This is a genomic window from Pseudomonas allii, from assembly GCF_055380095.1.
The window spans coordinates 2,366,781-2,386,325 of sequence record NZ_AP039450.1; the positions used below are offsets into that span (position 1 = coordinate 2,366,781).

The following is a 19,545-nucleotide window of genomic DNA, read 5'->3' on the forward strand; positions in this document are numbered from 1 at the left end:
GCCCTTGCAGGTATCAGAAGTCGACCGTGGCCGACAGGAGGAGGGTGCGTGGCGAACCCTGGGAAAACGCGCCGTAGGAGGCCACGCCGGACCAGTATTCGCGGTCGAACAGGTTCTGCACCGTGGCGCGGAAGGTGGTCGGCCGCTCGGCGATGCGCGTGCTGTAGCGCGCGCCGACATCGAAGCGGGTCCAGGCATCGAGCTGTTGGGTGTTGGCCTGGTTGACGTACTGGCTGGCGGTGTAGATTGCGCCGCTGGTCAACGTCAGCCCCTCGACCCATGGCGTGTCCCATTCGGCCCAGAGGTTGGCTTGTACCTTGGGCACGCCCACTGGGGTATTGCCCTGGTTGGCGGCGACGCTGGTTTTGGTCAGTTGCGCATCCAGCAGGGTTACGCCACCCAGCAGGCGTGTGCCTGGGGCGACTTCGCCAAACACGCTCACTTCCACGCCGCGATTGCGCTGTTCGCCTTGCACCGAGAAGCGGCCGGCAGCCAGCTCGCCGCTGGGTTTCTGGATCTGGAACAGCGCCAGGGTGGACATGAACGTGCCGTAGTCGAGCTTGACCCCGACTTCATGCTGCCTGGAAACGTAAGGCGCAAAGATCTCACCAGCATTCGAGGCGTTGGACGGCGCCACGTCGCCCTTGCTCAAGCCTTCGAGGTAGTTGTAATAGAGCGCTACGTGCTCCCAGGGCTTGAGCACCGCGCCAAACAGCGGTGTGGTCTTGCCCTCGTTATAGGTCGTGGTCACTGCACCGGCGGTGTTGTAGTTGTGGGATTGGATGTTCTGTTTGCGCAGGCCGACGGTGACCTGCACGCGCTGATCAAGTATCGACAAGGTGTCGGCAATGGCCACGCCGGACAATTCGGTGGCGGAGACTTTCGGCGCGTCGGGCTTGGCGATCGACGGTTTGGGGCGCTCGACCGGGTGGTAGATGTTCGACAGCACGGGCGCGCCGGAGATAATCCCGCGTGACAGTTCATCGCGGTAACGGGTGACCTGCACGGTGCTGCTGTGCCTGACCGGGCCGGTGTCGAAGCGCAGGCGCGCACCGGCGTCGACCGTATAGCGCTGCACTTCGAAGCGGTAGTAACCGGGGATCGACGAGGTGTCGCCGGCCGCGTTGACAATGGTCGGCGTCTGGTCCGACAGGCGCGCCACCGCCGATTTACCACCACCGGCATGGGCGAACAGGCTGAGGTTGTCAGTGAGGTCATAGTCGCCGCCGAGCAGGGCGGATTTATCCCGTGTGCGCGACCAGCCCCAGTCCTGGCTCACGCTGGTGCGGCCATTGGCGGCGTCGGGAATCTTTACGCCTGAGGCGATCAGGAACGGTCGGGAGGCGGCGTCGAAGGTCTCTTCCTGGGAAATCAGGTCCAGGCTGGTGCGCAGGCGCTCGCCCTGATAATCCAGGGACAGCGCACCGATGCCGACTTCGCGCGATTGCTTGTCGATCACGGTGTCACCCTGCTGCACGCCGCCGTTGAAGCGCATGCCGAAGCGGCGCTCTTCACCAAAGCGCCGGCTGATATCGATGCGATTGCCGAGGTGTGCAGCCTGGGTATAACTGGCGGTGTAGCGGGTCAGGTCCTCGTCCAGCGAGCGCTTGGGCACCACGTTAATCACCCCGCCCACCGCGCTGTTGGGCGACATGCCGTAGAGCAGGGCACCGGGGCCTTTGACCACTTCGACGCGTTCGGCGTATTCGGTGAACACCCGGTAATTGGACGCCACGCCATACACGCCGTCGAAGGCCAACTCGCCGAGGTTGCCTTCGCCCACCGGAAACCCGCGAATGAAAAACGAGTCGACGATGCCGCCGGTCTGCCCGGTGGAGCGCACCGAAGAATCGCGTTCCAGCAGATCACCGACGGTGGTGGCTTGCTGGTCCTTGATCAACGAGGCGGTGTAGGTGCTGACGCTGAACGGCGCGTCCATCACGTCCTTGTTGCCCAGCATGCCCAGGCGTCCGCCGACGGCCACCTGGCCGCCCGAATACACCGGCGGCAGGCTGTCGGCGGGTTGTTCGACGCCACTGACCGTGGTGTCCGACAGGGTGATTCGGCGTTGCACCAGGGTGTAGGTGCCGTCGCTGCGCAACACCATCTCCAGGCCGCTGCCGGCCAGCAGGCGGGTGACCGCCTCCTGGGTCGAGTAAGTGCCTGTCAGGCCAGGGCTGGTCAGGCCTTCGGTGAGGGCCGGGACGAACGACAGGGCAATGCCGGCGTCCACGGCAAAGCTCGACAGCGTTGCACCGAGCGGCCCTGGCGCGATCTGGTAGGCACGGACCGCGACCGCATCCAACTGCGCGGCCATGGCGGCACCGGCCAGGGCCAGGCTGAGCAGCGCGCTGCGAATCACAAGCATGAACGTGAGCCCTGTGGACGAGAGGAAAAAGGGTATTCGTGTGTTTGCCAGCCGAGATCGGAAAAAGTATCAGCCGCCCGGCGTTTTATTTTTCACGCCCACTCAGGCGGGGGACAGGGTGACCCAGTAGCCGTTCAGGTGGCCGCTGACGAGCACCGGGTAGGTCTGCACCAGCATGTTCAGGGTGCGCTGCGGGTCGCTGATGGGGAAGGCGCCGGAAATGCGCAGGTCGGCAATCGCCGGGTCATAGCGCACGAAGCCGCGGCGATAGCGGGTCAGCTCGGCGACGAAATCCGCCAGGCGCATATTGTCGGCCATCAGCATGCCCTGGGCCCAGGCGCCGTCATTGCGGTCGGTGGCGCTGAGCGTGCCAAAGGTCTGTGCGGAAAAGTTCGTGCGTTGCCCGGCGTTGACGATCAGCGGCGCGCTCTGGGTGTTTTCGGCCAGCATCACTTTGACGGCGCCTTCGAGCACGGCCAGGTGGGTGCGCCCGCTCAGTTCGCGTACGGTAAAGCGGGTGCCCAAGGCTTGCATGCGGCCCTGGCGCGTACTGACCAGGAACGGGCGGGACGGATCCTGCGCGGTCTGCACCAGGATTTCACCTTCGCGCAGGTGCACCAGGCGTTGCTGGCTGTCGTAGCGCACGTCGATGGCGGAGTCGGTGTTGAGGGTGATGCGCGAGCCATCGGCCAGGGTCAGTTCGCGGCGCTCGCCGACGCGAGTGCGGTAGTCGGCGGTCCACTGCTGGGTCTGCGCCAGTTTCCAACTGCCCCAGCCCACCGGCATCACCGCCAGCAGCAGGGCCAGCTTGCCCAGGGCGGCGCGGCGTTCCGGGTGGCTCGGGCGGTCGAGGGCCGACATCGCCAGGGACGGCGGCAGGCCGCCCAGCTTGCTTTGCAGCAATTGCGCACGGGCCCAGGCGCGATCACGTTCGGGGCTGCTGATTTTCCAGTGCTCCCATTCGGCGCGCTCGTGGTCGCTGAGGTCGTTTTCGCTCAGGCGCATCAGCCATTCGGCGGCTTCTTCGAGGATTTCGGGGGCGAGTGGTGGTTGTTTGCGCAGGCTGAGCACTTATTCCACCAGCATCAGGCACTGCACAAAGGCCTGTTTCATGTAGCGTTTGACGGTGATCAGCGACACGCCCAATTGCTCGGCGATGTCCTGGTACTTGAGGCCGTTGATCTGCGACAGCAGGAACGTGCGCTTGACCAGCGGGGGCAGGGCGTCGAGCATCGCGTCGATCTCGTGCAGGGTCTCCAGCACCACGAAATGCGCTTCCGGCGAAGGCACTTCCTGGGTTGGCACGCTGGCGAGCGCCTCCAGGTAAGCCCGTTCCAGGGCCTTGCGCTGATACCAGTTGACCAGGATGCCCTTGGCCACGCAGCTCAGGTAAGCCCTTGGCTGGTCGATCACCGTGACCTGGGAGGCGAGGATACGCGTGAAAGTGTCCTGGGCCAGGTCGGCCGCATCCATGGCGTTGCCGAGCTTGCGCTTGAGCGTGGCGTACAGCCAGCCGTGATGGCCGCTGTACAGGGCCTCGATCGCGCGCAGGTGCTGGTGCTTGTCGGCGGTGAGGATTTCGCTCATGGCGCGGATCCGTGCAATTGAGAAGTATTCCCAATGCTAAGGGACAACCCTGCGGTAGCGCAATGCGAGAATCGCAAGGAACGTCACCGCATACGCGAGACATACGAACAGGTAGGTATACGCCAGGCCATACACCTGGCTGAGCAACCCGCCGAGGGCGATACCGGCAATCGAGGCGAACTGCGCGGTGCCCTGGGCAATGCCCAGCACATGGCCTTGCCGGGCGCTGTCGGCGGTTTTCGAAATCAGCGCCATCAGCACCGGCGTGGTCGCGCCCAGCAGCACGCCCCACACGAAGTAGCTGCCGACAAACACCCCAGGGTTGTGGGTGACCCCGGCCAGCCCGGTGAGGGCGATGCAGCCGACCACCACGTAGCCGATGCGCCGCAGTGTGTCGGCTTGTGTGCGCCCCTCGAAATGCCGAGACCACGCGGTGGCCGACAGGATGAACCCCAGCGCCAGCAAGCCGTAGCACAGGCCCACCAGCGCATTGCTGACGTTGAACGTGGTGCTCACATACAGCGAGAACGAAGTCTGCGGCAGCATCCGCGCCAGCAGCAGGAGGCCCATCACACTGAGCAGTGGCAGCAGTGCAGACCCTTGCCACACACCGCCCTTGGCAGTGGATGCGGTTTTCTTGACCGGCGCAACATCCGGCAAGGTCACCGCCGCCACCAGCGTGCACACCGCGCAGAGTGCGGCGGCGCTGAGGTTGATCCAGAAAAACGTGGCATGGTCGAGGATCAGGCCGCCCAGCACCGCTCCGAGCAACGAGCCGACATTGGTGGAAATCTGCAGCAGCGCAAACAGCCGTGCCCGCCGTGAAGGCGCCTCGATGCTCACCCCATAGGCCTGGGCCGGGGCGATGTAACCGGCGCAGGCGCCCTGCAGGAACCGCAGGACCAGGATCGCCCACAGGTCGCTGAACAGCGCCAGGCCCAGTTGGGTCAACGTCAGCCCGACCAGTGCGCGGATCATCATCCACTTGTGGCCGTAACGGTCACCGATGCGGCCCCAGAACGCGCTGGTCAGCAGGATGCCGAGCATCGGCCCCACGTACACCGCGATGCTGGCGAAGCTGAACAGCGTGTCGGAGTCGGTCAGTCCGCGTAGATGAATAGGCCAGAACGGCCCACTCATTTCCATGGCGCCCATCGACACGAGTTGGATCGTGAACAGCAGGTAAATCAGGACACGGGTCGGTGGCATGAAACGGCCTCGGTATGAAAAAAACGCGCGGGACGCTGATACTTTTTCCCGCGTCGGCTGGCATCAGGAGTAATTCTCATTTTCTCACGATGAAAGGACCCTGATGTCATGCCCGTTGCCAGCCGGTTAACCCTTGCTGTTCGTTCCGCCCTGATCCTGGCCGCCGCCAGCACCCCCACCTGGGCCGCCACGGTAGACGCGAGCGACGACAGCGCGCAGAGCCTGACGCTTGATGCGACGAACGTCAACGCCCGCTACAGTGGCCCCACCGACCTGCCGGAGGTGCTCGCCGGTGGCCAGGTCGCTCGTGGCGCGCGCCTGGGCATGATGGGCAACAAGGACGTGATGGACACACCGTTCAGCGTCACCAGCTACACCGCCAAGACCCTGGCCGACCTGCAGACCGTGACCGTGGCCGATGCCCTGGAGCGCGACCCTTCGGTGCGCTCCACCGGGCAGGCCGGTGGCATCGTCGACTCGTTCTTCATCCGAGGGTTTGCGATTGGCGAGGGCAACCTGGGTGAACTGGCCTACGACGGTGTGTACGGCGTGGCACCCAACTATCGGGCGTTCACCGAGTACGCCGAACGTGTCGAAGTACTCAAGGGGCCTGGGGCGCTGATGTACGGGATCTCCCCCAACAGCGGCGTGGGTGGGGTGATCAACATCGTGCCCAAGCGCCCGCTGGACCAGGACCTGACCCGCTTCACCGGCAGCTATGCGTCGGACACGCAGGTGGGCGGCCACCTGGACATCAGCCGCCGCTTCGGTGATGAAAACCAGTTTGGCGTGCGCTTCAACGGCAGCCTGCAGGGCGGAGACACCGTCGTGGACAATCAGAACCGCGATGTCGGCATCGGCGCGATTGCCCTGGATTACCGTGGCGAGCGGCTGCGGCTGAACCTCGATTACATCAGCCAGAAGGAAAGCTGGGAGGGCGCCTCGCGGCCGTTCACGATTGCGCCGGGCGTCGAGGTGCCGTCGGCGCCGAATGGTCGCACCAGCCTGCCGCAGAAATGGGGTTGGTCCGATACCAAGGAACAGTCACTGCTGCTCGGCGGTGAATACGACCTCAACGACAACCTGACCGTGTTCGCCCACGCCGGTGGCGGCAGGTCGGATGTGAAACGCATGTCCGACCAGGTGCCGCGCATCCTCAATGACGCCGGCGATACCAGCAATATTCCCGGCTACTACAAATTCAACGTCGACCGCTCGACCGCCGACGTGGGCCTGCGCGGGCTGTTCGCCACCGGCCCGGTGACCCACATCATCACGCTGATGGCGACCCGTTACCAGGATGAACTGTCACGGGGCATCACCAACGGCAAGGAGATCCGTTCGAACATCTACCACCCGGTGGACACGCCCAAGCAATACATCAATACGCCGAAGGTACTGCGTATTTCCGAGACCGAATTGTCCGGCGTTGCGCTCAGTGACACCTTGGGCTTTCTGGATGATCGCCTGCAATTGACCCTGGGCATGCGCCACCAGTCGATCGAATCGCGCAACTACAACAGCACCGGCGGGGTCAGCTCGCGCTATGACGCCAGCGCCAATACGCCGCTGCTGGGGGTGGTCATCAAACCGTGGGAAGACGTGTCGCTCTACTACAACTACGTCGAGGGCCTCAGCAAAGGTGATGCGGCACCGGGCACGGCGACCAATGCCGGCGAAACCTTCGCCCCGTATGAATCCAAGCAACACGAAGTGGGCGTGAAGTATGAACACGGCACCTTCATGACCACCGTTGCACTGTTCCAGATCGAAAAGCCCAGCGGCGAACTGGGCGCCAACGGCGTGTATTCGGTGCAGGCCGAACAGCGTAACCGCGGCCTCGAACTGAGCATGTTCGGCGAAGTGGCGCCCGGCACCCGCTTGATGGGCGGCGTGACGTTCCTCGATGGCGAACTGACCAAGTCCGCCACTGCCGCCAACCGGGGCAACAAACCCGTGGGCGTGCCGGATATCCAGGCCAACCTCTGGGCCGAGTGGGACACGCCGTGGCTGGAAGGCTTTACCCTCACGGGAGGTGCGATCTACACCGACAGCCAATACGTCAACCAGGCTAACACCCAGGCACTGGATTCATGGACGCGCATCGATGCGGGGGCGCGGTATGCGACCAAGATCGAAGGCCGGCCCACTACCTTCCGGGCTACGGTGCAGAACGTGTTTGACCGTGAGTACTGGTCGGGCGTGGCGTCGTACGGTGCGTTTTCGCCGGGTTATCCGCGTACCTTGCAGCTGTCGGCGACAGTGGACTTCTGACCCGATAACTCAGAGGCACTTACAATGTGGGAGGGGGCTTGCCCCCGATGGCGGTGTATCAGTCAGCACATTTGTGGCTGACAAGCCATCATCGGGGGCAAGCCCCCTCCCACATTTTTACCGTAACAGTCATTTAAACCGTGGGCGTATTCACCACAAAGTCTTCTTCGAAATACTCCTGTTCACCCCGTGTGTCACTTTGGCGCCGCACCACCTCCATCTGCCGCAGCTCCACGCGGCGGATCTTGCCGGAGATGGTCTTGGGCAGTTCGCTGACAAACTCGATGCGTCGCACCCGCTTGTAGGGGGCGAGGTTTTCACGGGCGAAGGCGAGGATGTGCCGGGCCAGTTCATGGCTGCCCGGTTCGTCGTGGGCCAGGATCAGGAACGCCTTGGGCACCGCCAGGCGCAGCGGGTCGGGGCTGGGCACCACGGCCACTTCCATGACCGCCGGGTGTTCGATCAAGGCGCTTTCCAGCTCGAACGGGCTGATGCGGTAGTCGGAGGCCTTGAACACATCGTCGGCGCGACCGACGAAGGTGATGTAGCCGTCGGCGTCGACCTGCGCGGTGTCGCCGGTGCGGTAGTAGCCGTCACGCATGACCTCGGCGGTTTTCTCCGGGCTGTCCTCGTAGCACAGCATCAGGCCGAGGGGGCGCACGTCCAGGGGCAGGGCGACTTCGCCTTCGCTGCCCGGAATGCCGTCCGGGTCTAGCAAGGCCACCTGGTAGCCCGGCAGCGGGCGGCCCATGGAGCCGGGCTTGAGCAGCTGGCCTGGGGTGTTGCCCACCAGCGCAGTGGTTTCCGATTGGCCGAAGCCGTCGCGCAACGGCAGGCCCCAGGCGTGCTGGATCTGCTCGATGATTTCCGGGTTCAGCGGCTCACCCGCACCCACCAATTCGCGCAGGCTCAGGCGTGATTTGTAGCTGGCGAGATCCTCCTGGATCAGCATGCGCCACACAGTGGGCGGCGCACACAGGCTGGTCACGCCGTAGCGTTCCAACGCACTGAGCAAGGCCGGCGCGCTGAACCGCGCGACGTTATGGATAAAAATGCACGCACCGGCGTTCCACGGGGCGAACAGGCAGCTCCAGGCATGCTTGGCCCAGCCGGGCGACGAGATATTCAGGTGCAGGTCGCCCGGTTGCAGGCCGATCCAGTACATGGTCGACAGGTGGCCCACCGGGTAGCTCTGGTGGCTGTGCAGCACCATCTTCGGCTTGGACGTGGTGCCGGAGGTGAAATAGAGCAGCATCGGGTCGGTAGCCAGGGTGCGGCCTTCGGCCTCGAAGTGCTCGGGGTGTTCAAAGGCGGCGCTGTGGGCCACCCAACCTTGCGGCGCCGAGCCCACGCAGACGCGACTGCAACCGTCTGCCAGCCCGGTGAATTTATGCACGTGGGCCTCGCCGACCACCAAGTGACGCACCTGCCCGCGCTCGATGCGGTCGCGCAGGTCGTCGGGGTTCAGCAGGGCAGTGGCCGGGATGACCACCGCGCCGAGTTTGAACGCGGCGAGCATGGTGTCCCACAGCGCCACATCGTTGCCTAGCATCAACAGCACCCGGTCACCGCGACGTACGCCGAGGGCGCGCAAGTGGTTGGCCACCTGGTTGGAGCGCGTGGCCAGTTGCTGGAAGCTGTAGCGCTGCTCACTGCCGTCTTCCTCGACGATCCACAGCGCATCTGCCGCGTTACCCTCGGCCATCGTGTCGAAATAGTCCAAAGCCCAGTTGAATTCGTCCAGTAGCGGCCAACGGAAATCCCGGACAGCGGTGGCGTAGTCGGTGCGGTGAGCGAGCAGAAAATCCCGAGCGGCCAGGAAGGGCTGGGTCATGGTGGCTGTCCTTAATTATTGTTGTGGGGACTGACCCCCCGGCTGGACCGAGAGGCTGGACCGAGTATAGGCACGCATAAATCAGAGCAGAACGCTCAAAAACACCGGTGCGTTGTGCAAAAAAGTCATGGGTATCGAGTCAGGCAGCAGTGAGATTGACGGTTAAGACATAAAAGTCCAAGATGGAATTATAAGTACAAAAGCATGCGATTCATCTCTTTCTCACTCTTGCCAAACCAACAACAACTTGCGAGAACCCGATCATGAAGAAACGCTTCTTCATCACCGCCCTGGCCTTGAGCCTGTTTGTATCCGGCCCCTTGGTCGCCGCCGAGAAAACCCTGCGCATCGGCATCGAGGCGGCTTACCCACCGTTTGCCTCCAAGACCGAGGAAGGCAAGATCGTCGGCTTCGACTACGACATCGGCAATGCGCTGTGCGCGCAGATGAAGGTCAAGTGTGTGTGGGTCGAAGGTGAGTTCGATGGCCTGATTCCTTCCCTCAAGGTGAAGAAAATCGACATGGCGCTGTCGTCCATGACCATCAACGAAGACCGCAAGAAGTCGGTGGATTTCACCCACAAGTATTACTTCACCTCATCGCGGCTGGTGATGAAGGAAGGCGCCGTGGTGGACGACCAGTACGCCAGCCTCAAGGGCAAGACCGTCGGCGTGCAGCGTGCGACCACCACGGATCGCTACGCCACCGAGGTGTTCGAGCCCAAGGGTATCAACGTCAAGCGCTACAGCAATAACGAAGAGATCTACATGGACCTGGCCGCCGGGCGACTGGATGCGATCTTCGCCGACACCATCCCCCTGAATGACTTCCTGCAGATGCCCCGTGGCAAGGGCTACGCGTTCGTCGGCCCGGAACTCAAGGACCCGAAATACGTGGGCGAGGGCGCCGGGATCGCGGTGCGCAAGGGCAATAGCGAGTTGGTCAGCCAGTTGAACACGGCTATCGACGGCATTCGCGCCAGTGGCGAATACCAGAAAATTTCGCAGCAGTACTTCAAGACCGACGTCTACGGCGACTGACGCCCAGGCGAACTCGATCAATGTGGGAGGGGGCTTGCCCCCGATAGCGGTCTTTCATTGCCAGATGTATTGGCTGATGCAGCGCCATCGGGGGCAAGCCCCCTCCCACATTTGATTTACAGTGTTCGATCAGGTTTTTAATTCTTTCAAATGCTTGTAGACCGTCGCCCGCCCCATGCCCAGCACATTGGCCACATAGTTCGACGCGCTCTTGCCTTTGAACGCCCCTTCGGCATGCAGGGCCAGCACCAGCTCACGCTTGTGGTCGCGGGTCAGCAAATTCAGGCTCAACTGCCGCTCACGCATCCAGGCATGCAAAAACGTGTTGATGCGCTCCTGCCAGTCATCGCGAAACAACGAGTCCGGCTGCGGGATCAGCTTGCTGGGCGACAGGAACAAGTCCAGCGCCGCCTTGGCGTTTTCAAACAGTGAAATATTCAGGTTGATGCACAGTACCGCCAGGCGTCGGCCTTGGTGGTCGTGCAGCACGGTGCTCAGGCTGCGGATTTTCTGGCCGTCCCAGTTGAGCTTTTCGTACGGGCCGATATTGACCTCGCTGACGTCGGCGTCGAGCATGTCCTCCAGCGCCGAGTCATCGCCGATGCTGCGCTTGGACAGGTTATTGGCGATGTAATCGACCTTTTGCGAGCGCAGGTCATGCAGCACCGCTTCGGCGTGGGGGAAGAACAGCGTGGCGATGGCGTCGGCCATCGCGCGGAAGTTCTGCATGACGGTGTCTTGTTCAGCGGTGTTCATCAATGGGGCTCCAGGCGGGCAGGGGAGAGCATACCAGCGTCGAGGCCGAACCGTGTCAGCGCCTCCGGCAGCGGTGCGCCGCGCACCAGTGCGGCACTGGCCTGGCCCATGGCCGGTGAGGTCTGGATGCCATAACCGCCTTGTGCCGCTACCCAGAACAGGCCTGGTACCACAGGGTCAAAACCCGCGAGCAGGTCACCGTCGTGCACAAAGCTGCGCAGGCCGGCCCAAGTGCGGGTCGGGCGGCGGATGGTCAGGGTGGTGGCTTCTTCGATCTGGTAGATGCCCATGGCGATGTCCAGTTCTTCGGGCTGGATATCCTGGGGCTCCACCGGGTCGGCGTTGGCCGGCGAGCCAAGGAACATGCCGGCGTCGGGTTTCATGTAGAAGGATTCGTCCAGCGCCACCAGCATCGGCCAGTGATGACTGTCGACGCCGTCGGGGCCGGCGAAGATGAACGCCGAGCGCCGCTTGGGCTGCAAGCCGATGGACGCGGCCCCGGCGAGCCCGCCGATGTGGTCGGCCCAGGCGCCGGCGGCGTTGATGATGACCGGCGCGGTGTAGGAGGCGTCTTGGGTTTGTACCTGCCAGATGCCGTCGCCGTCGCGGCTCAAGCCGAGTACGTGGCTGTCGGTATGCACCTCGCCACCGTTGCGGCGGATACCGCGCAGGTAGCCCTGGTGCAGAGCGTCGGTGTCGATGTCGCTGGCGGTGGGGTCATACAACGCGCCGTGGACTTTTTCGCGGCGCAGGATCGGCAACTTCGCGCAGGCCTGGTCGGCGCTGAGCAATTCAACCTGGTCCACGGTGGCCTTGGCGCTCTGGTATTGGCTGTTTAGCTCGGCTGCATCACCGATGAAGTCCACGGTTATTTCACCCCGTGTCGTGAGCAACGGGTGTTCGCAGAAACCTGGCGGCGGGTTGTCGAAAAACGCCCGGCTGGCCAGGGTCAGCGCCCGCACCTGCGGGGTGCCATAGGCGGCGGTAAACAGCGCCGCCGAACGCCCGGTGGAGTGATAGGCCGGGTGGCTTTCGCGCTCCAGCACGAGCACCTTGCCGTACTGCGACAACCAGAAGCCGGTGGAGGCGCCGGCGATACCGCCGCCAATGATGATGAAATCTGCGTGGTTCATAGCTGTCTCCAGAGGGCATTGGCCAGGGCGATGTCTTCCAGGCCCAGGCCGATGGAGCGGAAGAATACATGCCGGTCGTAGGTCGGAGGTTGCACCCATTCGCTGAGCAGTTCGGGCAAGTCCCCCACGATGGCGCGCGGGTCCCACCCGTGTTGTTCGGCGGCGATCAGCATGTCACCCGCCGTGCCTGGGGTGGTCTGGCGATAGTCGCAGAACACCTGCATCGCGTTGAGGCTGTGGGGCGGCACTTCATGGGCGCGGGGCGCATTGGTGCTGATCGAGGTGATCAGCGCCGGTTTGCTCAAGCGGGCGGGGTCGAGCACCGGTCCGGCCGACGAGGTACACAGCAGGATCACATCGGCGTCGTCCACCGCCGCCTCGCAGCTGTGGGCGATGACCACCCGTGGGTCCAGGTTTTTGAGGTGGGCGATAGCCTCGGCGCTGGCGTGGGCCAGGCTGGGGGAAAACAGGCTGATGTGCTGCCAGTCACGCAGTTGCTTGACGTAGTGCACATGCGCCTGCGCCACCTTGCCGCTGCCAATGATCGCCAGGCGCCTTGCCGATAAGGGCGCCAATGCCTCCACGGCCAGCGCTGTGGTTGCCGCAGTGCGGGCCGTGGTCAGTTCGGCGGCATCACACAGCAGCAGGGGTTGGCCGGTCTGCATCGACATCAACAAGGTCCACGCGGTCACCAACGGGCCTTGCTCACGCACGATATAGGGCGAGGTCTTGACCCCGTACACCCCATCCTCGGCCAGCACACCCAGGTAGTTGATAAAGTCACCAGCGGCACGCGGAAACTCCACCAGCTGCTGCGCCGGCTGCACGGCTTGCCCGGCCGCCAGGTCCTGGAACAGCTTGCGCAGGATCTGCGGCACATCGACTTGAGTGAGCAATTCGCGGGCCTGGGCCTGGTGGATCACATGGGGTGTGCTGGACATGGGGGGCTCCGCAAGTAAACTAATTTGTCCATTATGGACTTTTAGTTCTGCTGAGCAATATCCCACTGAAAAAAAATGGGTGCTTCACTTGCCCAGGTTCTGATTCATCAGGTTGTCCAGCACCGTTCCCCGGCTGGCAGCTTGCCACGCACGGAAGTTCTGGCAACCCTCCACATTCGCCTCGGCCAGGTTGCTGCGCGGGTCACAGATCATCGACCAGCGCTGTTGCAGCGACGGGTACTTGATGAAGTCAGCCCGCGTGGGCGGTTGGCAACCGAGCAGGGCAATCGCGGACATCACGGCTGCTGTGGTTTGAAAAACGGTGGAGGGGACGATGTTCCAATTCATGATGACCAACACTCTGCGCACAGAGCCCTTGAGATAGTGCTGCAACGGCCTGGAGGGTGGTGGCCGCAGGGGAATCCTACGGCGCGATTGGTTCCTCAGAAAGATCCACTTATTGCTGTTTTGGTCGGGCCATTAAGGCGCTGTGAACCTAAACCCGGCCGACAATTTCTCCTTCAGATAACCGACCAACATACTCACCGCCTTCGGCACATGGGGCGAATACGGCCGGATCAAATAGATCTCATCGGCAAACGCGCCCTTGAGCGTCCAGCCCTTGAGCACCTGCACCAGCTTGCCGCCGGCCAATGCGGCGTGGGCGCTGAAGTCGGGGAGCAGGGCGATGCCCAGGTGGTTGAGGGCGGCGTCACGCAGGGCTTCGCTGTTGTTGGTGGCGAAGCTGCCGGCGATGGGTACGGTCACGCGCTCGAGGTTTTTGCTAGCGCGCTCGAAGGTCCAGGCGGGTTGGTCGGCACCACGGGGGTAGAACAGGCAGTTATGGGCGCAGAGGTCATTGGGTTCGCGCGGTTCGCCGTGGCGTTGCAGGTATTCCCGGGTAGCCACCAGCACCGAGCCGGTGTCGCACAGCTTCCAGGCCACATGGGTTTCCGGCACCTGGAAGCCGTGGCGCACGGCCAGGTCGTAGCCTTCGGCGGCCAGTGAACTCAGGGCGTCGGACACGTCCAGTTGAATGCGCACCTGCGGGTACTGTTGCAGGAATTCCGACAGGTGCGGCACCAATTGCTGACGGGCGAACGCCACTGGCGCCGTCAGCCGCACCAGCCCGCGAATCTCGCCGACCGAGTCGCGTACCGATGAAAAACTGCGGGCGATTTGCGCATAGGCGCTGCGTACTTCACGGGTCAACGACAGCCCCGCATCGGTCAGCCTGACGCTGCGCGTGGTGCGGGTGACCAGCTGCGTGCCGGTGGCTTTTTCCAGGTCGGAAATACGCTGGCTCACCGCCGACTTGCTCACGCCCAGGCGTGCGGCAGCGGCGGTGTAGGTGCCTTGTTCCTCCAGCACCGACAGCCAGTGGATATGGGTCCACAGCCCTTCGATCTCGGATTTTTCCATGGGTGAATTGTTCGCTATGGTGGACAATCAGTTCTTGATTCTGCTCTGGTTTGGAACAAATCGAAAGCCTATCGTGGTCCCCAACGCTATCCACCTGGGATCCACTGCCATGACCACCACCATCGAGCACTACATCAACGACCAGCGCGTGTCCCGCGACGATCGCTATCAGGACGTCTACAACCCGGCCACCGGCGAAAAGACTGGCCGCGTCGCCCTGGCCAGCCGCCAGACCGTGTCCGAAGCCGTCGCTGCCGCCCAGGCCGCGTTCGCCGGTTGGGCCGACACGCCGCCGATCCGCCGCGCCCGCGTGCTGTTCGAATACCTGCACCTGCTGCGCGAACGCAAAGACGACCTGGCGCGCATCATCGTCGCCGAACACGGCAAGGTCTTCACCGACGCCCAGGGCGAAGTCGACCGTGGCATCGACATTTTGGAGTTCGCCTGCGGCATCCCCAACCTGCTCAAGGGCGAGCATTCCGACCAGGTGTCCCGTGGCATGGACAACTGGACGATGCGCCAACCGCTGGGCGTGGTGGCGGGCGTGACGCCGTTCAACTTCCCGGTGATGGTGCCGATGTGGATGTACCCGATCGCCATCGCGGCGGGCAACACCTTCATCCTCAAGCCAAGCCCCACCGACCCGAGTGCCTCGCTGTTCATGGCCGAACTGCTGCGTGAAGCCGGCCTGCCCAAAGGCGTGTTCAACGTGGTGCAGGGCGACAAGGAATCGGTGGACGCGCTGATCGAACACCCGGACGTCAAGGCCGTGAGCTTTGTCGGCTCCACGCCGATTGCCCAATACATCTACGAAACCGGTGCGCGCAACGGCAAGCGCGTGCAAGGCCTGGGCGGCGCGAAAAACCACATGGTGGTGATGCCCGACGCCGATATCGAAAAAACCGTCGATGCCTTGATGGGCGCCGCCTACGGCAGTGCCGGCGAGCGCTGCATGGCCATCTCCGTGGCGGTGCTGGTGGGTGACGTGGGTGACAAAGTCATCACTGCGCTGACCGAACGCGCCAAGCACCTGCGCATCACCGACGGCCGCGACCTCAAGGCCGAGATGGGTCCGATTGTGTCCCGCGCCGCCCTGGATCGCATCAGCGGCTACATCGAACAAGGTGTGCAGGCCGGCGCGCAGTTGCTGCTCGACGGGCGCGACTATGTACCGACCGAGGCCGGCCTGGAAAATGGCTTCTGGCTCGGCGCGACCCTGTTCGACCACGTCACCCAGGAAATGAGCATCTACCGCGAAGAAATCTTCGGCCCGGTACTGGCGTGCGTGCGTGTGAATGACTTTGCCGAGGCGATCAAGTTGGTCAACGACCATGAGTTTGGCAACGGCGTCAGTTGCTTTACCCGCGACGGCAACATCGCCCGCGAATTCGCACGGCGCATTGAAGTGGGCATGGTCGGCATCAACGTGCCGATCCCGGTGCCGATGGCCTGGCACGGCTTTGGCGGCTGGAAGAAAAGCCTGTTCGGCGACATGCATGCCTATGGCACCGAGGGCGTGCGCTTCTACACCAAGCAGAAGTCGATCATGCAGCGCTGGTCGGAAAGCATTGAGCAGGGCGCTGAGTTTGCGATGCCGGTGTCGAAGTAAGCGCCGCCCCGGCCCTCATTGAGTGATCCACACGCTGACGCACAACCCTTGTTGCGCCAGCGTGTCGCTGAATGCCAACTGCACGCGGCAACCGGTGCGTTCGCTGATCGCCTTGACGATCGACAGACCCAAGCCAGAACTGGCTTCCTCCGAGCCGAGGCTGCGATAGAAAGGGTCGAACACCCGTGGCTGTTCCTCCTCGGCGATGCCGGGGCCGGTGTCTTTGACTTGCAGCAGCACGCCACCTTCAATCCCCTTCACCGACAGATCGATACGCCCGCCTTGCGGGGTGTAGCGGATGGCGTTGTCCACCAGGTTCTTGACCAGGGTGAACAGGTCCAGTTCGTTGAACAGCACCTGCACGTCCTCGGTGCTTTCGACGCCGATATCGATCTGCTTGCGCTCGGCCAGGGGCAGTAAATCTTCCAGCACCTGTCGATAAAGGCCATGCACCGACAGCGGCGTTTGCACCCGCGTTGACGGCGCTTGCGCCGCCGCCAGCGCCAACAGTTGATCGATGAGTTTGCGCCCGCGCTCGATACCCCGGGACAGTGGCAAGAACCGCTCGCGGCTGACCGCTGGCAAGTCCGTCGCGGCCAGGCGTTCGGCTTGCAGCGACAGGGCGGTCATCGGTGAGCGCAGCTCATGGGCGGCGTCGGCGACAAAGCGGCGCTGGCTGTCCATGGACTGGCCGACGCGGGCCAGCAGGCGATTGATGGCGACCACGAACGGGCGCACTTCCGTGGGCAGATGCTGCTCGTCAATCGGGTGCAGTGCCTGTTCGTCGCGCTGGTCGATCTCGGCGGCCAGTACGCCGATGGGGCGAAACAGTTTGCGCACCAGGTCGCCCACCACCAGCAACAGCACGGGGAACAGGATCAGGAACGGTAGCAGACTGCGCCAGGCGCTCTCGCGGGCATCCTTGTCGCGGGCGTCCTGTTCCTGGGCCACGGCGATACGTTCGCCGTTTGAGGTGGTGTGCACCAGCACCCGAAAGGCTTCGCCGGCCACTTGCACCGTGGCGAGGCCATCGGCGAGCGTGGTGGGGAACGGCAGGGGCAACGCCTCGTCACTGCTGCCTGTCGCCTGGTTGCCATCGCCCAGGTGCTGGATGATCACCCGCGATTCTTCATCATCTCCGTCAATCGCCTTGCCCTGGGGGTAGTGCAGCGTCATCTGCTGGCGGTCGAACAGCATGGCCACCTGGCGCAAGGTGGCGTCCTGTTGTTCGTGGGCTTCGTCAAAGGCCGAGACAAACGCAAACACGCTGGCCAGCAACGCCACCAACAGAATCGCCAGGGACAACGTCACCGACAGGCGCAGCTGCACCGACTCGCTCAAACGTTTTTTGAAACCATCCATCCCATGCCCCTGACGTTCTTGATCACGTGACTGCCCAACTTGCGCCGCAAGGCGTGAATCAGGAACTCGATGGCGTTGCTTTCGACCTCATTGCCCCAGCCATACAGGCGGTCTTCCAATTCGCTGCGCGACAGGATTGCTCCCGGGCGGATCAGCAAGGCTTGCAACAGCGCAAATTCACGACTGGACAGGGCCACGCCACGCAGTTCCTCGGTGCTGGCTTCTTTGGAGAGCAGGTCCAGCGACACCACGCCGTTACCGAGCAACGACGACGCGCTGCCGCCCTTGCGGCGCAGTACGGCGCGCATGCGGGCGAGCAGTTCGGGCATGTCGAACGGCTTGAGCAGGTAGTCGTCGGCACCGCCATCGAGGCCGCGCAGGCGGTCATCGAGGCTGTCGCGGGCAGTGATGATCAGCAGCGGCACCGGGTTGTTGCGCGCACGGACGATATCCAGCACTTGCAGGCCGTCCTTGCCGGGCAGGCCGAGGTCCAACAGCACCAGGTCGTAGGGGTGGGTGTCGAGGGCGGCCAGGGCGGTGAGGCCGTTCTTGACCCAGTCGGCGGCGTAGCTCGCGTCGCTGAGGGCGTGCTGGATGGCATCGCCAATCATGGGGTCGTCTTCGACCAGCAGTATCCGCATATCCCTCTCCGAAAAAAACGCGGCGAGATCATCGCCGCGTCTGTATTGAAGCATCTGGGCAGACATTTGTCCGGCATCAGCCCTTCATCGTATCGAAGGCCTTGAGCAGGTCATCCATCGCAGCCTTGCAGTCGGCCTGGTTCGGGCTGCCTGCACGCAACGCCTCCAGTGCGCGGTCGATGGCTTTATCCAGCACATGCCAGTCACTGGCGGCGCGGGGCTTGATTCCGGCTTCAGCGGAGTCCCAGCTGGTTTCCAGGTCCTTGATGCGGGCTTTGGCCGCGGGCAGGTCGTTCTTGGCGACGAGGGCCGATACGTCCACCGCGATGTTGCGGAACTCGGACAGGTCGCCCAGTTTCGACGCCTGGTGTTGGCTGGCGGCGGCACTGGTGGTGTCCTTGGGCTTGTCGGCGGGTTTGGAGCAGCCGGTGGCGATGCCCAGCATGAAGATTGCTGAAACAATGGCGACGCGGCGGATCAGGTGTTGAACAGGGCGCATGAGGATTTCCTTGAGTGGGTTGTTCATGAGGTGATGGCTTTGCGGTTGCCGACGCTCAGTTGGGCCACGGCGACCAGCAGGACAATGACGCAGAGGAACAGCGCGCTGGTCCAACTGGCGCCCATGCCCAGGCCGCCGTAGGTCTTGGCTTGGGTGAGCAGGTCGCCGAGGGAGGCGCCAAACGGGCGGGTGAGGATGTAGGCGATCCAGAAGGTCAGCACACTGTTGACCCCCAGGCGCCAGGCCACCAGGGCCACGGCGATCAAACCGGCGAAGATCACCGCGCCGAGGGTGAAGCCCAGGCCCAGGGCTTCGGTGGCCAGGTCGCCGGCGGCGGTGCCGAGGGCAAAGGTGCAGAGCACCGTGGTCCAGTAGAACCCTTCACGCCGAGGGGTGACGATGTCGCGGATCGACAGGCTGCGTTCGGTACGGAACCAGACCATGAAGTTGAGGCCCAGCAGCACCGAGAAAATCGCCGTGCTGGTGTACAGGCTTACGTCGAGTTTGTCGGTAAGGATATCGGTGATCTGCGTGCCGACGATGCTCACCAGCACCACGGTCAGCCAGTAGATCCAAGGCGTGTAGGCCTTGGTGCGCATCTGGCAGAACAATGCCACCGCCAGTAGCGCGGCCATGCCGATACTGGTCCAGCCGGCGCCGAAGCCGGCGTCGACGGCGAGGTAGTCCGCGCCGGTTTCGCCCACGGTGGTGGACAGGATTTTGATCACCCAGAATGACAGCGTCACCTCGGGTACTTTGTTCAGCCAACGGGCTGCTGTGGCATTCATCGGGTTACCTCTCCTTGATGGCGCGGCGGTGGGCGTAGGGGAGAAGGTAAACCGCGAAACTTAGCTGGGACTGAGGGCCGCT

The 19,545-nt window shown here is 63.4% G+C and carries 17 protein-coding genes; 3 read left to right on the top strand and 14 right to left on the bottom strand.

Annotation, left to right across the window (positions count from 1 at the left end; translation table 11 throughout):
• Window positions 1–13: 13 nt before the first annotated feature.
• The 4 genes from ACZ445_RS10905 to ACZ445_RS10920 all read right to left on the bottom strand — a co-directional run bounded on the left by ACZ445_RS10905 (window position 14) and on the right by ACZ445_RS10920 (window position 5,164).
• Complete coding sequence (locus tag ACZ445_RS10905) at window positions 14–2,368, bottom strand: TonB-dependent siderophore receptor (RefSeq protein ID WP_464708305.1); 2,355 nt, start codon at window positions 2,366–2,368, stop codon at window positions 14–16.
• 102 nt (window positions 2,369–2,470) lie between these two features.
• Window positions 2,471–3,439 (bottom strand): FecR domain-containing protein, encoded by a 969-nt coding sequence (locus ACZ445_RS10910; RefSeq protein WP_464708306.1) that lies wholly within the window; start codon window positions 3,437–3,439, stop codon window positions 2,471–2,473.
• Window positions 3,440–3,955 carry a sigma-70 family RNA polymerase sigma factor gene (locus ACZ445_RS10915; protein WP_179029024.1) on the bottom strand — a complete coding sequence of 172 codons (516 nt, stop codon included), beginning with the start codon at window positions 3,953–3,955 and terminating at the stop codon, window positions 3,440–3,442.
• A 36-nt stretch (window positions 3,956–3,991) separates the two neighbouring features.
• The gene (locus tag ACZ445_RS10920; protein ID WP_179029025.1) at window positions 3,992–5,164 is read right to left on the bottom strand and encodes an MFS transporter; all 1,173 of its coding nucleotides are present in this window, start codon (window positions 5,162–5,164) and stop codon (window positions 3,992–3,994) included.
• 108 nt (window positions 5,165–5,272) lie between these two features.
• On the opposite strand from ACZ445_RS10920, the gene ACZ445_RS10925 reads away from it, so the two are divergent.
• On the top strand, window positions 5,273–7,438 hold the full coding sequence (locus ACZ445_RS10925) for a TonB-dependent receptor (protein WP_464708308.1): 2,166 nt from the start codon (window positions 5,273–5,275) through the stop codon (window positions 7,436–7,438).
• Window positions 7,439–7,571: 133 nt separating this feature from the next.
• On the opposite strand, the gene ACZ445_RS10930 is transcribed toward ACZ445_RS10925, so the two are convergent.
• On the bottom strand, window positions 7,572–9,272 hold the full coding sequence (locus ACZ445_RS10930; RefSeq protein ID WP_058427051.1) for an AMP-binding protein: 1,701 nt from the start codon (window positions 9,270–9,272) through the stop codon (window positions 7,572–7,574).
• A 263-nt stretch (window positions 9,273–9,535) separates the two neighbouring features.
• Here ACZ445_RS10930 and ACZ445_RS10935 point away from each other — a divergent pair, with 263 nt between their 5' ends.
• Window positions 9,536–10,312: an ABC transporter substrate-binding protein gene (locus tag ACZ445_RS10935; RefSeq protein WP_464708309.1), complete on the top strand. Its 777-nt coding sequence runs from the start codon at window positions 9,536–9,538 to the stop codon at window positions 10,310–10,312.
• A 129-nt stretch (window positions 10,313–10,441) separates the two neighbouring features.
• Here the strand turns inward: ACZ445_RS10935 and ACZ445_RS10940 are convergent, their stop codons facing one another.
• The 5 genes from ACZ445_RS10940 to ACZ445_RS10960 form a co-directional block, all read right to left on the bottom strand.
• Window positions 10,442–11,068 carry a helix-turn-helix transcriptional regulator gene (locus ACZ445_RS10940; protein WP_058427049.1) on the bottom strand — a complete coding sequence of 209 codons (627 nt, stop codon included), beginning with the start codon at window positions 11,066–11,068 and terminating at the stop codon, window positions 10,442–10,444.
• Window positions 11,068–12,201 (bottom strand): NAD(P)/FAD-dependent oxidoreductase, encoded by a 1,134-nt coding sequence (locus ACZ445_RS10945; RefSeq protein ID WP_464708311.1) that lies wholly within the window; start codon window positions 12,199–12,201, stop codon window positions 11,068–11,070. Before ACZ445_RS10945 ends, ACZ445_RS10940 begins: the two co-directional genes overlap by 1 nt.
• Window positions 12,198–13,142 carry an ornithine cyclodeaminase family protein gene (locus ACZ445_RS10950; RefSeq protein WP_058427047.1) on the bottom strand — a complete coding sequence of 315 codons (945 nt, stop codon included), beginning with the start codon at window positions 13,140–13,142 and terminating at the stop codon, window positions 12,198–12,200. Before ACZ445_RS10950 ends, ACZ445_RS10945 begins: the two co-directional genes overlap by 4 nt.
• A gap of 84 nt (window positions 13,143–13,226) precedes the next feature.
• The gene (locus ACZ445_RS10955) at window positions 13,227–13,439 is read right to left on the bottom strand and encodes a hypothetical protein (RefSeq protein WP_235595013.1); all 213 of its coding nucleotides are present in this window, start codon (window positions 13,437–13,439) and stop codon (window positions 13,227–13,229) included.
• 183 nt (window positions 13,440–13,622) lie between these two features.
• Complete coding sequence (locus ACZ445_RS10960) at window positions 13,623–14,564, bottom strand: LysR family transcriptional regulator (RefSeq protein ID WP_464708312.1); 942 nt, start codon at window positions 14,562–14,564, stop codon at window positions 13,623–13,625.
• Between the two features lie 109 nt (window positions 14,565–14,673).
• On the opposite strand from ACZ445_RS10960, the gene ACZ445_RS10965 reads away from it, so the two are divergent.
• Window positions 14,674–16,173 carry a CoA-acylating methylmalonate-semialdehyde dehydrogenase gene (locus ACZ445_RS10965; RefSeq protein WP_179029031.1) on the top strand — a complete coding sequence of 500 codons (1,500 nt, stop codon included), beginning with the start codon at window positions 14,674–14,676 and terminating at the stop codon, window positions 16,171–16,173.
• Between the two features lie 15 nt (window positions 16,174–16,188).
• On the opposite strand, the gene ACZ445_RS10970 is transcribed toward ACZ445_RS10965, so the two are convergent.
• The 4 genes from ACZ445_RS10970 to ACZ445_RS10985 all read right to left on the bottom strand — a co-directional run bounded on the left by ACZ445_RS10970 (window position 16,189) and on the right by ACZ445_RS10985 (window position 19,463).
• Window positions 16,189–17,535, bottom strand: coding sequence for an ATP-binding protein (locus tag ACZ445_RS10970; RefSeq protein WP_058427044.1), 1,347 nt, complete (start codon window positions 17,533–17,535; stop codon window positions 16,189–16,191).
• Window positions 17,511–18,176 carry a response regulator transcription factor gene (locus tag ACZ445_RS10975; RefSeq protein ID WP_464708313.1) on the bottom strand — a complete coding sequence of 222 codons (666 nt, stop codon included), beginning with the start codon at window positions 18,174–18,176 and terminating at the stop codon, window positions 17,511–17,513. Before ACZ445_RS10975 ends, ACZ445_RS10970 begins: the two co-directional genes overlap by 25 nt.
• 76 nt (window positions 18,177–18,252) lie before the next feature.
• A complete protein-coding gene (locus ACZ445_RS10980; protein ID WP_058427158.1) occupies window positions 18,253–18,675 on the bottom strand; it encodes a hypothetical protein in 423 nt (140 codons plus the stop codon).
• Between the two features lie 23 nt (window positions 18,676–18,698).
• The gene (locus ACZ445_RS10985; protein ID WP_179029033.1) at window positions 18,699–19,463 is read right to left on the bottom strand and encodes a COG4705 family protein; all 765 of its coding nucleotides are present in this window, start codon (window positions 19,461–19,463) and stop codon (window positions 18,699–18,701) included.
• Window positions 19,464–19,545: the final 82 nt, after the last annotated feature.

Excerpts from the sequence above, each read along its gene's own strand:
- ACZ445_RS10985 (WP_179029033.1), bottom strand. The coding sequence starts at position 19,463 with ATGAATGCCACAGCAGCCCGTTGGCTGAACAAAGTACCCGAGGTGACG.
- ACZ445_RS10965 (WP_179029031.1), top strand. The coding sequence starts at position 14,674 with ATGACCACCACCATCGAGCACTACATCAACGACCAGCGCGTGTCCCGC.
- ACZ445_RS10940 (WP_058427049.1), bottom strand. The coding sequence starts at position 11,068 with ATGAACACCGCTGAACAAGACACCGTCATGCAGAACTTCCGCGCGATG.
- ACZ445_RS10960 (WP_464708312.1), bottom strand. The coding sequence starts at position 14,564 with ATGGAAAAATCCGAGATCGAAGGGCTGTGGACCCATATCCACTGGCTG.
- ACZ445_RS10975 (WP_464708313.1), bottom strand. The coding sequence starts at position 18,176 with ATGCGGATACTGCTGGTCGAAGACGACCCCATGATTGGCGATGCCATC.
- ACZ445_RS10945 (WP_464708311.1), bottom strand. The coding sequence starts at position 12,201 with ATGAACCACGCAGATTTCATCATCATTGGCGGCGGTATCGCCGGCGCC.
- ACZ445_RS10915 (WP_179029024.1), bottom strand. The coding sequence starts at position 3,955 with ATGAGCGAAATCCTCACCGCCGACAAGCACCAGCACCTGCGCGCGATC.
- ACZ445_RS10955 (WP_235595013.1), bottom strand. The coding sequence starts at position 13,439 with ATGTCCGCGATTGCCCTGCTCGGTTGCCAACCGCCCACGCGGGCTGAC.
- ACZ445_RS10935 (WP_464708309.1), top strand. The coding sequence starts at position 9,536 with ATGAAGAAACGCTTCTTCATCACCGCCCTGGCCTTGAGCCTGTTTGTA.
- ACZ445_RS10905 (WP_464708305.1), bottom strand. The coding sequence starts at position 2,368 with ATGCTTGTGATTCGCAGCGCGCTGCTCAGCCTGGCCCTGGCCGGTGCC.
- ACZ445_RS10980 (WP_058427158.1), bottom strand. The coding sequence starts at position 18,675 with ATGCGCCCTGTTCAACACCTGATCCGCCGCGTCGCCATTGTTTCAGCA.
- ACZ445_RS10920 (WP_179029025.1), bottom strand. The coding sequence starts at position 5,164 with ATGCCACCGACCCGTGTCCTGATTTACCTGCTGTTCACGATCCAACTC.
- ACZ445_RS10970 (WP_058427044.1), bottom strand. The coding sequence starts at position 17,535 with ATGGATGGTTTCAAAAAACGTTTGAGCGAGTCGGTGCAGCTGCGCCTG.
- ACZ445_RS10950 (WP_058427047.1), bottom strand. The coding sequence starts at position 13,142 with ATGTCCAGCACACCCCATGTGATCCACCAGGCCCAGGCCCGCGAATTG.
- ACZ445_RS10925 (WP_464708308.1), top strand. The coding sequence starts at position 5,273 with ATGCCCGTTGCCAGCCGGTTAACCCTTGCTGTTCGTTCCGCCCTGATC.
- ACZ445_RS10930 (WP_058427051.1), bottom strand. The coding sequence starts at position 9,272 with ATGACCCAGCCCTTCCTGGCCGCTCGGGATTTTCTGCTCGCTCACCGC.